The following is a 12,491-nucleotide window of genomic DNA, read 5'->3' on the forward strand; positions in this document are numbered from 1 at the left end:
TTGTTGCGGTGCTATTTACCCTATGTGACGCCAAAATGGCAAAGTGCCATATATTCACAATTGCTGAGCAGTGGCCCTGAACCGACTGCCGCCAGTCAACCAAGAGATGGACCGACCATGCCGATTCTGAACCGCGCCGCGCAAATGCAGGAAGAAGTTGCCGGCTGGCGACGACATCTGCACCAGACACCGGAGCTGAATTTCGACGTCTTCCAGACCGCCGGTTTCGTCACCGAGAAGCTGACGGCCTTCGGCTGCGACGAGGTGGTGACGGGACTGGGCAAGACCGGCGTCGTCGGCATCATCCGCGGCCGCAAGGGCGATGGCCCGACCATCGGGCTGCGCGCCGACATGGACGCGCTGCCGATCGACGAGATCACCGGCAAGCCGTGGGCCTCGACCGTGCCCGGCAAGATGCATGCCTGCGGCCATGACGGCCACACCGCCATGCTCTTGGGCGCCGCCAAATATCTGGCCGAGACGCGCAATTTCGCCGGCACCGTGGCGGTGATCTTCCAGCCGGCCGAGGAAGGCGGCGGCGGCGGCAACGAAATGGTCAAGGACGGCATGATGGAGCGCTTCGACATCGAAAAGGTGTTCGGCATGCACAACATGCCGGGCCTGCCGGTCGGCCAGTTCGCCATCAAGCCCGGCCCGATCATGGCCGCGACCGCCGAATTCACCATCACCGTCAAGGGCCGCGGCGGCCATGCCGCGATGCCGCACGGCACGATCGACCCGATCGTCATCGCCAGCCAGTTGGTCGGCGCGCTGCAAACCATTGCCTCGCGCAGCACCGATCCGGTCGAGTCGGTGGTGGTGTCGGTGACGAAGTTCCACGCCGGCGACGCCTATAATGTCATCCCCGAAAGCGCCGAGATCGCCGGCACCGTGCGCACGCTGAAGAAAGAAGTGGCCAAGAAGTCGGAGGAGCGTATTCGCGCACTCTGCGCCGGCCTCGCCTCCGCCTTCGGCGCTACCATCGAGGTCGATTACGACGCCAATTACCCTGTCACCTTCAACCATGCCGAGGAAACCGTGTTTGCGGGCGACATTGCCGCCGACATCGCCGGCGACAGCCACGTTCACCGCGCCATCCAGCCGGTGATGGGCGGCGAGGATTTTTCCTATATGCTGGAAGCCCGCCCCGGCGCCTTCATCTTCATCGGCAACGGCGACTCCGCCGGCCTGCATCACCCGGCCTACGACTTCAACGACGAGGTCATCCCGCACGGCATGAGCTATTGGGTGAAGCTGGCCGAGACCGCGCTCGCCACCTGAGCGCACGCAGGCGAAGGCGGCGAGCGTCCTGCCAAAACGGCTTGGCCCGCCCGGCCCGCCGAGATGAGTTACAGCCCAAGGGGAGGACAGCATGCCTCTTGGCGAACCGGCCCGAAGCGTTTATGTGTCGGGCCGCGTGGTCCCGTAGCTCAGTAGGATAGAGCGGCAGATTCCTAATCTGTAGGTCACAGGTTCGATTCCTGTCGGGATCACCAAGTTTTCCAATGGCTTGGCGAGCAGGTCGCTACATCGTGGGCGTCAGGACGATCCTGAAGTGAACGGCCCCGAAAGATGGTGCCTGCGCATAAGTGTGGAGAGGTGGTTCGCGGCCTCGGCGAACGCTTCGCCTCCGGAAGCGATCAGTGCCGGTCGTTCCTGCTCGGACGCTGCCAGGATGCGTTCCCAGAATGCGGCTATGAGTCCGCTCGACCGCGCGAGGTCGGCGGCCACGGCCTGATCGGCGGCCAGCGCCGCCAAATGCCGAGATGTAATGCCGCCGATGCCGGGCGGCACTTTCGCTCCCATGTCGAGAAAGCCCGGAGGCAGCGATCCTTTCAGATTGTGGACGCGATGCTCGACGATGGCGGCGTAGATCTGGTCGACGGCCTGCTTGGCGCCGGCGACACGGGAGGGGTGGTCGGTGTCGGCCGCGGCGTGAGGGAGGAGTTCCAGGCGCTGGCCATAAGCCTCGACCAGTCTGAGATAGGGCAGCATTGGTCCCGAAAGCGTGCTGCCGTCCTTGAACAGGTCCGCATCGATCGCCGCATGGGAAACGCGCCCCGACGCCAGCGCTCGCTCCAGTGCTGCCACATCGACCAGCTCGCCGCGATCGTAGTTGATGAGCACCGCGCCGTGGTTGAGGAGGGAGAGGACTTCATCTCCGATCAGTCCGGCATTGGCGTATCGCTGCTGGCCGGCATCGAAGGGACCGAGGCCTAAGTGGACCGAAAGCGCGTCGGCGCCGCGCGCGGCGTCTTCCATGGTCTGGGCATAGTCGAAGCCTTCCGCCTCGATCCATTTGCGGTGACGGGACCGCGCATGGATGGTGACCCGCATGCCGAAGGCTTGGCCGAGCCTGGCGAATTCCCGGCCGATATTGCCGTAGCCGATCACCGCCAGCCTTTTGCCTTCGAGCTTCTCGGTCGGATAATGCCGCAGATCTTTTCCGGTATCGAACTGCCCGCCGGCGACCAGGGCGTTGAGCCTGTCCACGGGAAGATCCGGCCTGACTTTCAGCAGCGCCTTCATCGCCATTTGCGCGGTCGCGCGGCTGTTGATGCCCGGCGTGTTCATCAACGGCGCTTCGCCGCCTTCCCCGCTGCCTCCGCCCCACGATGCCGAGCCCATATTGCCGGTGCCGGCGCCGATACGCACGCCGCCAAGGCGGAACCTGGTCTCCGCCGGAATGAAGGTCGCGGCGGCGATGACGGCGTCGTAGCGGCCGTCACCGGCCTCTGCCAGCAATTCGTCACGCGTGCTCAATTGCGGCAGGTAGAAGAAATGCAGCCTGTCGGGATCAAGTGGGCCGGCCTCGGCGATGCCTGTCTGGTGGAACACGCCACCCTTGGCTTCGATATAGGCCTTGACCTCGCTGTGGTCGGGATTGCCGTCCGCGCCAAAGCGCAGCCCGACAAAATCGCAGATCAGAATATTGGCTGATGTCATGGAGCGTGGTTTCCCTGCAGCTGTCTCCAGTTACTCCAATCCGTGATCCGATGGATCGCGCGAAACGGCATATCCGGGTCGCAAGCGAGAGATCGCCGTAAGGAAGCTAAAACTTGTCGGCGCCAGCGAGGTCAGCCTGAGATAATTTCGTAGTGAAGGATCTGGGCGTCGCCGAGGGACGATCTGCGTCCGGGCGAGATGACGCCGGAGCCGAAGAGTAGAATATCTTCGCGGCGTATGAACACTTCATGGCCGGGTCCCATCGACACAAATGTGCCCGACGAGCTTCGCTCGACAAGGCGCGCTTTACCATTCGAAATGGTGAAGGTCGCGTGGTGCCTTGAAACCCAGGGCCGCTGGACGACGATATTGCATTCCGGAGATCGGCCGATCGTCACCAGTTCGTTGTTTCGGCAGGATCGCGACTGATCTCCATAATGGATGATCAGATTGACCTGCGGCGGCGGGGCAGAGCGCCTATCGACAAAGGTACCTCGGTTGGCGATGTGCGTGCTGAGGGCCTCATTGTCGCTTCGCAGCGTATAGACATCGAAGAGTTCTTGCTTGCCCTTGAAGGCCATCTTGTCGAGGAGCCGCAAGGTACTGCGGCTGCCCGCGGAAAGGGCTTCGAAGAAGCTCTGGCTGATCAGGACCTCCCCGGGGTTGGCCGTGGCGGACAACCTTGCGGTGACATTGACAACGTCGCCGAATACCGCGTCCCGCGCGCGAATGACCGCCCCGAAATGCAATCCGATCCGGGCGATCAAGGGCTTTTTCGACAGTTGATGGCTGATTTGGCAGACCGCCATCAGCGCCGCCTCCGAGCTCTCGAACAGGCTGAGCACATCATCACCCTTCGAGTAAATGAAGTCGCCGCCGTGTTGGGCGACGATCTCGCGTATCGCGTCGAGGCAATCCGAGACCTGCCGCAAAGCGGCATCGTCGCCGATGCGCTCATAGAGCGGCGTGCTGCCCACGACATCAGCCAAGAGGACCGCGGCTAAAAGTCTTTCCTGATCCATCGACTCGTATCCGCCCGAGAATGCAGCGTGTATAACATACCAAAGTCGACTTTGATTTATCTACGTGCGCGCCAAAGGGCCGGCGCAACTGGGCAAGTGCTTTGGCGCGATTATCTCGCACGGACAGGCATCTGCCTTCGCTCATCCCGCCAAACGGGTTATCGCCTCAAAAAAATAGCGGCGAAAGAAGTTTTGTTCACTAACCCGGGCTACCGGCCGCCGGATTGGCGATGATCGCCGCCCGGAAGCGGGCGACGAAATCGTCCAGCGCCGGGCGTTCGGCATCCGAGATCGCCCAGTAGGAGAAGGCGTCGTCGGTCCAGTGGACCAGAAGGAAGCCACCTGCCGACAGATCGTCCGCCACCGGCACCGATTTGGCCTCGTTCTGCCGTGGCGCCGCCACCAGCGTGATCAGATGCTCATGATGGCGGTAGACCAGCGCCGGCATCGGCCTGTCGCCGATCACCTCGACGCGTCCGCCGAGCAGGGCGTAGCCGTCCTTGGCCATATCGGGCGCCGGCGGCGACACGCCGATGCGGCCGTCGAGCCACGGCTTCACCGTATGGCGGTCGGACGAGACGATGTCGACCGGAGTCGCCGCAAGCAGGCTGCGGCGATGGCCGTTGGCGACGGCCACGGCGAAGCTGTCGGCCCCATTGTCCGCCGTCGCCAGCCACTGCGTCGCGCCGCTGGCCAGAAACGCCGTCAGCACGATCGAGGCCGCCATCTGGCGCCAGTCGAAGGAGTTGAACCAGCGTGCCGCGCGCGGCCGCATCTCGACGACATTGCCTTGCTGCTGTTGCGGCTGTGACTGCGCCTTCACGGCTGTGGATTGGACGGCTTCGTCGGCCCCACTCACCTCGGCGATGGCCGCAATGCGGGCCAGAAAATCGTCGCGGACCGCCTGGCGCGGCACATTCGCGACAGCGCCGCGCAGCGCCACCAGGCGCGCGTGTTCGGCGGCCAGCTCCGGATCGGCGGCCATGCGCCGCTCGACCGCCAAAGCGGCCGCGGCATCGAGCTCGCCATCGACAAGGGCGTGGATCATCAGCTTCATATCCTGCGGGTCTTGCGGCAATCCATCCTCACGCGGGCGATTTTCATGCGGGCTCATGGTGGCGCCCTCCGAGTTCCGTCATCAAGAGGCCGCGGGCTCGTGCCAGCCGCGACATCACCGTGCCTTGCGGCACTCCGAGCATGGCGGCGATCTCGCGGTAGCTGAGACCGTTGATGTCGCGCAGCACAAGTGTTTCGCGGAAGGCTTGCGGCAGCCTGGCGATCGCCGCTTCCACCGCCGCCGAATTGGCCTTGGCGATCAGCGCCGCCTCCGGGCTGTCGGTGTCAGTGTCGGGCGGCGGCGACACGTCGTCGAGATCGCCGAGGTCGCCGACGGCGACCACGCTGCGCGGGCGGTTGCGCGCCATCCATGTGTAGGAAGCGTTGCGCACGATGGTGAGCAGCCATGCGCGGGGATTTCCCCCAGCGAACCCTGCAATGCCCGCATGCGCCTTGAGGCAGGCCTCCTGCACCACATCCTCGGCGTCGGCTTGATTGCCCGTGAGCCAGCGGGCAAGCGACAGCGCGTCGCCAAGATGCGGCAGCACCACTTCGGCAAAACGCGCTGCCAGCATCTTTTCGCTCAACACCGTTCCGCCGTCGGGCGCTCCCGCAATGGGTTTGCCGCCCTCAGCGGGAGGCGACGATCTGTCCCTGCTCGTGTGGGTGAAGATCGCGACCGCAGGCGATGGCGCCTGCTTCGAGGGAGGAGAAGGCATTGGTGTCACCGGAGTCAAGTGTCTCGGAAGCAAGGCGTGCCTCGGAAGAGGATGGCGCATCGCTGGCTGCAAAGGGGCGGTCGCCGTCATGGTCGTGGATCTCGATGGTTGCGATCGGCACGGATCAGGGCCGGCGGCGAGGCGGTATCGCCCGGACCGGATGCGCCCGGCTCATCCGCTCCATAGGACGCCGGCGGCTGACGCCTTCGCCTTGTTCACATGCGTATTCGTCTTCGCGCCGCTTCATGGTCGCTCTCCTGCTGTTGCGCACAAATGGCGCATGCTCTGGAGACCCGCAGACCGGGCGGTTTATTCCCGGCCGGTCGGCTTTTTCGTTAACGCCAGCTTGATCGAACGGCGTGCGGGCCTACAGCGCCTGCAGCGCAAGCCCCGCCAGAGCCGATCCCGCCAGCGTCGGCAGCATGCCGAGTTTCAGCCTGAACATGGCGACCATCGCCGCCGCCGACAGAAGCGCGGCGCGCCAGTCGAGCGAGGACAGAACCGGCACCTCCACGCCCCAGCCGACGCTTGCGACCTTGCCGAAGACGACATGCAGCGCGAACCACAGCGCAAGGTTCATGATGACGCCCACCACCGCCGCGGTGATCGCGCCGAGCGCCGCTGCCAGCGCCTTGTTCTGCCTGAGCTGCTCGATGTAGGGCGCGCCCAAAAATATCCAGAAGAAGCACGGGACGAAAGTGGCCCAGAGCGTCAGCGCCGACCCGAGCGATCCGGCAAGCAAAGGATTGATTGCACCGGCATGGCGATAGGCGGCGGCGAAGCCGACGAATTGCAGCACCAGGATCAGCGGCCCGGGCGTCGTTTCGGCAAGCCCCAGCCCGTCGACCATTTGGCCCGCCGATAGCCAGCCGAAAGAGGTCACCGCCGCCTGCGCGACATAGGCGAGCACAGCATAGGCGCCGCCGAAGGTGACCACGGCCATCAGGCTGAAGAAACCGCCGACCTGCGCCCACACGCTGCCCGGCCCCGCCAGCAAGGCGACCAGTGCTACAGGCCCGAGCCAGACCGGGAGCCAGATGGCGGTGGTGCGGACCGCATGCCATCTCGTCGGCATGGTGTGGCCGAGCTCGCCGCGCTCGAACATCAGGTCGACCACGCCGCTTCTGTCGGCAGCGGCGCTGCCCTTGCCGTGCGCCGAGCCAGAAAACAGCCGTGGCGCAAATCGATTGCCGATCCAGCCGATGAGGCCTGCCGCAAGCACGATCAGCGGGAACGGCATTCTGGCGACGTAGATGGCGAGGAAGGCCGCCACCGCGATCACGATCATGGCCCGGTTCTTCAGCGCCCGCTTGCCGATGCGGATCACGGCTTCGACGACGACGGCAAGCACCGCCGCCTTGACGCCGAAGAACAGCGCCTCGACGACCGGTGCATCGTTGTAGAGCATGTAGAAGCTGCTCAAGCCCAGCATGACCAGCGCGCCCGGCAGCACGAACAGGCTGCCGGCGATGAGACCGCCTGCCGTCCGATGCAGCAGCCAGCCGATATAGACGGCAAGCTGCTGCGCCTCGGGCCCGGGCAGGAGCATGCAGTAGTTGAGCGCGTGCAGGAACCGCTCCTCGCCGATCCAGCGGCGCTCCTCGACCAGTTCCTTGTGCATCAGCGCGATCTGCCCGGCCGGCCCGCCGAAGGACAGCAGGCCGATCTTTGCCCACAGCCGCGTCGCCTCGCGAAAGCTCGGCACGGTCGGGACATCGACCAGCGGCGCGGCGTCGTTCTTGGCGAGTGCTGTCATTACGCCTTGCCTCCTGCCGGCCAGTTGTGCGTCTCGTCTGCGGCATCGCGGCACCAGCGGAAGAAGGCGTCATAGAGGAGCATGCCGGCTTCGAGCTGCTCGAGGTCGTCGCGGAACATGCGCGATAGGCCGAGCGAGGCGGCGAGGAACCCGGCCGCCTGCGGCACGAGGTCGAGGCGCGCCGTATCGGCGCCGCGCACGATCAGCGCCAGGCGATCGAGCGCTTCGACGCGCAGGCCGAATTCCTCGATCATCGTGTCGAAAGTGCAGCGATCGCCACGATGGCTCCAGAACACGCCTTCTATGTCGAAGGGAACCGCTGCGAAGCGGTCCGCCACAAGAGGCACCTCGGCTGGATCGACGAACAGGAAAACCGCCTCGGGATCGATGAAGCGGCGGATCAGCCAGGGGCAGGCGATGCGGTCGACCTTCGGCCGCGAACGCGTGACCCATACGGTGCGGCCCTTCTCGTCACGGAGCGGGATCGCGCCGGCGCTGACCAACGGCGCCCTGGCGGCGACCCAGGCCTCGAAGCCGCCTTCAAGCGATTCCGCCGGAATGCCTTCGTGGCGCAGCCACGCGGCAACGCCTTGCGAGAGTTTCTGCCCCCTCTGGCAGATCACGACGACTTTGCGTCCCGAAAATTCCGACGCCCAGGTTGAGACAGTCCTGAAATCGCGCCGGCATGACGCCGGCAACAGGCGCGGATCGGCTTCATAGTCCTCGTCGATGCGCACATCGACCAGGCAAGGCGCATCGGGCAAGCCGACGAGACGGGAAAGCTGCGGAACGGTGATTGCGGTTGTTGACGGCATAGCGTCCACCTCCTGAGCAAAGAGAGTTTGGACGCGATCGTTGGGCTGACGCCTCACGGGGTCGTCGCGGGGAACCCCTTGCCGGAATGCTGGAACGATCACCGCCGATTGTCAAGGAAGGCGTTGCCTCCGACCGCCTTCGTTTTGCGATCGCCGTTGCGCTTACTGCGCCGTCCAGCCGCCATCCATCGGCAGGGTCGTGCCGGTGATCTGCCTGGCGGCGTCCGAGCACAGGAACAAAGTCAGCGCCGCCAGTTCCTCGACGGTGACGAATTCCTTGGTCGGCTGCGCCGCAAGCAGCACGTCGTGCTTGACCTGTTCCTCGGTCATGCCGCGCGCCTTCATCGTGTCGGGAATCTGCTTCTCGACCAGCGGCGTCCAGACATAGCCGGGCGCGATCGCATTTACGGTGATGCCGTCCTGCGCCACTTCCAGCGCCACCGTCTTGGTCAGGCCGGCGATGCCGTGCTTGGCCGAGACATAGGCCGACTTGAACGGCGAGGCGACCAGCGCATGCGCCGAAGCCGTGTTGATGATGCGGCCCCATTTGCGGCTCTTCATGCCGGGCACCGCCGCCTTGATGGCGTAGAAGGCGGCGAGAAGATTGATGCGGATGATGGCTTCCCATTTGTCGTCGGGAAATTCCTCGATCGGCGCGACATGCTGGATGCCGGCATTGTTGACCAGGATGTCGAGGCTGCCGAATGCCGCCTCGGCCTCGTGGATCATGGCGGTGACGGCGGCGCCATCCATCATGTTGGCGCCCGAGTAACGGCACTTGACGCCGAAATCCTTTTCGTTGCCGGCCCGCTCCTGCTCGATCGCCGCCGCATCGCCCAGGCCGTTGATGGTGATGTTGGCGCCCTCTGCGGCGAAGGCACGGGCGATTGCAAGGCCGATGCCGCTGGTCGAGCCGGTGACGAGCGCATTCTTCGAAGACAGGGAACCCATGGGAGATCTCGCAACAGGAGGACAGGAGGGAAGAGTATGAAGGCAGACAACCGGGAAGGCACATGATTTGTGCGCCGCAGCATCACAATGCCACACCCATATGTCCGCGCCATTACAGCTCCACGACGGCATTTGCCGGCTCCGGGAAGCGCCGTCTTGCCGCTGACACGGCACTGTCATGCTGCCATGCAACATATTTGCCAGCGCATTCGCGCGGGGTCATTTCAAACTTACTGAGGCGCCAGCCATGGAAATCGCCGATGTCGTGAAGCGCGCCTATGCCATGCCGCTCACCAACCCCTCCTTCCCGCCCGGCCCTTATCGTTTCTTCGACCGCGAATACATCATCATCACCTACCGCACGACGCGCGAGGCGCTGGAAGCCGTCGTGCCGGCGCCGCTCGAGATCGACGAGCCGCTGGTCAAATACGAATTCATCCGCATGCCGGACTCGACCGGTTTCGGCGACTACACCGAGACCGGCCAGGTCATTCCGGTGCGCTACAAGGGCCAGCACGGCGGCTACGTGCATTCCATGTATCTCGACGACGACGCGCCGATCGCCGGCGGCCGCGAGCTCTGGGGTTTTCCAAAAAAGCTCGCCAACCCCAAGATCGTGCATGAGGGCGAGGTGGTGGTCGGCACGCTGCATTATGGCAGCGTGCTCTGCGCCACCGGCACCATGGGCTACAAGCACAGCGAAGCCGACCACGACCAGGTGCTCGCCTCGCTCGCCGCGCCCAATTTCCTCATCAAGATCATCCCGCATGTCGACGGCAGCCCACGCATCTGCGAGCTGGTCCGCTACTACCTCACCGATATCACGCTGAAGGAAGCCTGGACGGCGCCCGCCGCGCTCGACCTTCGCCCGCATGTCATGGCCGATGTCGCCAAGCTGCCGGTGCTCGACATCGTCTCGGCCGTTCACTTCACCGCCGACCTGACGCTGGGTCTCGGCGAAGTCGTGCATGATTATCTCGCGGACCGCGTCCGATCGGCTGCCGGCGCGAAGGAACTGGAGAAAGCCGGTGCTTGAGCGTACCCGCAACAAGGCGGCCGCCGCCACCATCCAGGAAATCACGGCGCAATATGACCGCATCGCCCTGGTCTTCCAGGGCGGCGGCGCGCTCGGCGCCTATCAGGCAGGGGTCTATCAGGCGCTTGCCGACGCCGGCTGCGAGCCGACCTGGCTCTCCGGCGTCTCGATCGGCGCCATCAACGCCTCGATCATCGCCGGCAATGAGCCGAGCCGCCGCCTGCAGCGGCTGGAGCAGTTCTGGCAGACGATCTCGGGCCGCAAGATTTGGGCCTATACGCCCGAAGGCGACATCTATCGCGACATCCGCAACCAGACCTCGTCGTTGATGACGATGACCATGGGCCAGCCCGGCTTCTTCAAGCCGCGCAATCCCAACCCCTGGTTCCAGCTGGCGGGAGCGGAAGGCGCCACCAGCTTCTACGACACCGCCGAGCTCAAGGACACGCTGGAAAGCCTGATCGACTTCGACGTGCTGAACGACGGCAAGAAGCGGCTGAGCGTCGGCGCGGTCAATGTCAGGACCGGCAATTTTGTCTATTTCGACACCGACAAGGTGCGCATCGGGCCGGAGCACATCATGGCGAGCGGCGCGCTGCCGCCGGCCTTCCCCTCGATCCGCATCGAAGGCGAGTATTACTGGGACGGCGGCATCGTCTCCAACACGCCGCTGCAATATCTGCTCGACCAGGAGGAGGACCGCTCCTCGCTGGTGTTCCAGGTCGATCTGTTCAGCGCCCGCGGCGTGCTGCCGCGCGGCTTGGCCGACGTCCTGTCGCGCCACAAGGACATCATGTATTCCAGCCGCACGCGCCAGAACACCGACAACTTCCAGCGCATCCATGCGCTCAAGATGAAGCTGCTCGACGCGCTGAAGCGCGTGCCGCCGGACCAGCTCAACGATGGCGAGAAGGAATTGATAGCCGACTATTCCGACGCAGGCGTGGTCAACATCGTCCACCTGATCTATCAGCACAAAGGCTATGAAGGCCACGCGAAGGACTACGAGTTCTCCGGCACCTCGATGCGCGAGCACTGGGAAATGGGCCTGGAAGACACCGAGCGCACGCTGCGTCACAAGAAGTGGCTGATGCTGCCCGACAATGCTGACGGCGTGACCATCCACGACCTGCATCGCGAAGATCCGACCTGATATTTGCATCCGCCACAAGCGGAGCAATCTCGGGAAAAAGTCCCAGCGGCCGCTCGCCTGGGAGCCCGCAAACTGTGAAGCTCTGCTTCACAGGCCATCAACATTGTCGCGGATAGCCGCCTCGCGGAGAGCGGGCTTACATCTGGGCGTCAGCAAAATGCGCTGGGCTCAATGGAGTACCGCCGATGACCGCCGAAGCTGTTTCCCCTGCCGTCGTTCCATTGCGGGATGCCTGGCGAGGCCTGCTGTGGTTTGTGCCGCTCACAACGCTGTGGCTACTCTTGATCTATCGTTGGCCGGCGATCCCGGAGAGCGGCGTTCCGACCACGTTCCACCAGCTCGCGGCCCACGGGCTCATCGCCCTGGGATTGTGGCTCGGCCTCGAACATACGAGCCTGACACCGGGTCAACGTCGCGCGACTTGGCTGGCAATCATGATCCCGGATACGCTGTGGTTCGCCGTCGCTTGGAGCGCCGCGATCAATGGCATCTTCCATCCGGACGCCACGGCTTTACCGGCGTTGCCATCGGCCATCTTCCTGCCGGTGATCATCGGTGCGCCGCTGTTGCTGTTCTCCAGGCGGGTCGGGCAGGTGCTCGATGCAATGCCGGCGAGCTGGCTCGTCGCGGTTCAGCTCTACCGCGTATTCGGCAGTTGGGCGCTCGCGGCGTGGCTGCATGGTGCGCTGCCCGGCGTATTCGCGGTGCCGGCAGGCATCGGCGACGTGCTGACAGGGCTGTTCGCGTTGCCGGCAACGATCGCGGTGGCGACCGGCACAGCCGGGGGCCGGAGGGCTCTCTGGAATATCCTCGGCCTTGCCGATTTCGCTGTCGCGATCACCATGGGCATAGTCACCTCGCCCGGCCCGTGGCAGTTGATCGGTCCGGATGTGCTGAGCATCGGCGCTGGCGATTATCCGGGTGTGCTGACCCCTGCTTTCGTGGTGCCAAGCTCAATCTTGCTGCATCTTCTGTCGCTACGCCAGCTGCGCCGCCTTAGAGCAATTCCAGGAAAAGTGTGAGCGGTTTTCCGTCCG

Annotated in this window: 12 protein-coding genes and 1 tRNA gene; 5 read left to right on the top strand and 8 right to left on the bottom strand. The window is 64.5% G+C overall.

From position 1 onward, the window contains the following. Positions 1–117: 117 nt before the first annotated feature. A complete protein-coding gene (locus LB520_RS07005) occupies positions 118–1,281 on the top strand; it encodes a M20 aminoacylase family protein (protein ID WP_224527310.1) in 1,164 nt (387 codons plus the stop codon). Between the two features lie 138 nt (positions 1,282–1,419). Continuing rightward, positions 1,420–1,496: transfer RNA gene (locus LB520_RS07010), tRNA-Arg, on the top strand. Between the two features lie 43 nt (positions 1,497–1,539). Here the strand turns inward: LB520_RS07010 and LB520_RS07015 are convergent. The 8 genes from LB520_RS07015 to LB520_RS07050 all read right to left on the bottom strand — a co-directional run bounded on the left by LB520_RS07015 (position 1,540) and on the right by LB520_RS07050 (position 9,265). After that, complete coding sequence (locus LB520_RS07015; protein WP_224636962.1) at positions 1,540–2,946, bottom strand: NAD(P)-dependent oxidoreductase; 1,407 nt, start codon at positions 2,944–2,946, stop codon at positions 1,540–1,542. 131 nt (positions 2,947–3,077) lie between these two features. Next, positions 3,078–3,968: an adenylate/guanylate cyclase domain-containing protein gene (locus LB520_RS07020; RefSeq protein ID WP_224636964.1), complete on the bottom strand. Its 891-nt coding sequence runs from the start codon at positions 3,966–3,968 to the stop codon at positions 3,078–3,080. Positions 3,969–4,167: 199 nt separating this feature from the next. Continuing rightward, positions 4,168–5,082 (bottom strand): anti-sigma factor family protein, encoded by a 915-nt coding sequence (locus LB520_RS07025; protein WP_224636965.1) that lies wholly within the window; start codon positions 5,080–5,082, stop codon positions 4,168–4,170. After that, complete coding sequence (locus tag LB520_RS07030) at positions 5,069–5,611, bottom strand: sigma-70 family RNA polymerase sigma factor (RefSeq protein WP_224636966.1); 543 nt, start codon at positions 5,609–5,611, stop codon at positions 5,069–5,071. Before LB520_RS07030 ends, LB520_RS07025 begins: the two co-directional genes overlap by 14 nt. A 43-nt stretch (positions 5,612–5,654) precedes the next feature. Next, a complete protein-coding gene (locus LB520_RS07035) occupies positions 5,655–5,864 on the bottom strand; it encodes a hypothetical protein (protein WP_224602362.1) in 210 nt (69 codons plus the stop codon). Between the two features lie 246 nt (positions 5,865–6,110). Further along, positions 6,111–7,499, bottom strand: coding sequence for a chromate efflux transporter (gene chrA / locus LB520_RS07040; RefSeq protein ID WP_224636967.1), 1,389 nt, complete (start codon positions 7,497–7,499; stop codon positions 6,111–6,113). Then, entirely contained in the window at positions 7,499–8,314 is an 816-nt protein-coding gene (locus LB520_RS07045; RefSeq protein WP_224636968.1) for a chromate resistance protein ChrB domain-containing protein, read from the bottom strand. The genes chrA and LB520_RS07045 overlap by 1 nt, the downstream gene beginning before the upstream one ends. A gap of 162 nt (positions 8,315–8,476) precedes the next feature. Beyond that, on the bottom strand, positions 8,477–9,265 hold the full coding sequence (locus LB520_RS07050) for a 3-hydroxybutyrate dehydrogenase (protein ID WP_224636969.1): 789 nt from the start codon (positions 9,263–9,265) through the stop codon (positions 8,477–8,479). Positions 9,266–9,512: 247 nt separating this feature from the next. Between LB520_RS07050 and LB520_RS07055 the strand changes: the two genes are divergently transcribed. The 3 genes from LB520_RS07055 to LB520_RS07065 all read left to right on the top strand — a co-directional run bounded on the left by LB520_RS07055 (position 9,513) and on the right by LB520_RS07065 (position 12,476). Then, positions 9,513–10,301 (top strand): acetoacetate decarboxylase, encoded by a 789-nt coding sequence (locus LB520_RS07055; RefSeq protein WP_224636970.1) that lies wholly within the window; start codon positions 9,513–9,515, stop codon positions 10,299–10,301. Continuing rightward, on the top strand, positions 10,294–11,454 hold the full coding sequence (locus LB520_RS07060; RefSeq protein WP_224636971.1) for a patatin-like phospholipase family protein: 1,161 nt from the start codon (positions 10,294–10,296) through the stop codon (positions 11,452–11,454). The genes LB520_RS07055 and LB520_RS07060 overlap by 8 nt, the downstream gene beginning before the upstream one ends. A gap of 185 nt (positions 11,455–11,639) precedes the next feature. Further along, entirely contained in the window at positions 11,640–12,476 is an 837-nt protein-coding gene (locus tag LB520_RS07065; RefSeq protein ID WP_224636972.1) for an MFS transporter, read from the top strand. Positions 12,477–12,491 lie beyond the last annotated feature (15 nt).

The organism is Mesorhizobium sp. CA12 (assembly GCF_020165255.1).
GTDB lineage: Bacteria > Pseudomonadota > Alphaproteobacteria > Rhizobiales > Rhizobiaceae > Mesorhizobium.

Bases quoted from the DNA above. Each gene is read 5' to 3' on its own strand.
- LB520_RS07020 (WP_224636964.1), bottom strand. From the start codon at position 3,968: ATGGATCAGGAAAGACTTTTAGCCGCGGTCCTCTTGGCTGATGTCGTG.
- LB520_RS07005 (WP_224527310.1), top strand. From the start codon at position 118: ATGCCGATTCTGAACCGCGCCGCGCAAATGCAGGAAGAAGTTGCCGGC.
- LB520_RS07025 (WP_224636965.1), bottom strand. From the start codon at position 5,082: ATGAGCCCGCATGAAAATCGCCCGCGTGAGGATGGATTGCCGCAAGAC.
- LB520_RS07065 (WP_224636972.1), top strand. From the start codon at position 11,640: ATGACCGCCGAAGCTGTTTCCCCTGCCGTCGTTCCATTGCGGGATGCC.
- LB520_RS07045 (WP_224636968.1), bottom strand. From the start codon at position 8,314: ATGCCGTCAACAACCGCAATCACCGTTCCGCAGCTTTCCCGTCTCGTC.
- chrA (WP_224636967.1), bottom strand. From the start codon at position 7,499: ATGACAGCACTCGCCAAGAACGACGCCGCGCCGCTGGTCGATGTCCCG.
- LB520_RS07050 (WP_224636969.1), bottom strand. From the start codon at position 9,265: ATGGGTTCCCTGTCTTCGAAGAATGCGCTCGTCACCGGCTCGACCAGC.
- LB520_RS07015 (WP_224636962.1), bottom strand. From the start codon at position 2,946: ATGACATCAGCCAATATTCTGATCTGCGATTTTGTCGGGCTGCGCTTT.
- LB520_RS07055 (WP_224636970.1), top strand. From the start codon at position 9,513: ATGGAAATCGCCGATGTCGTGAAGCGCGCCTATGCCATGCCGCTCACC.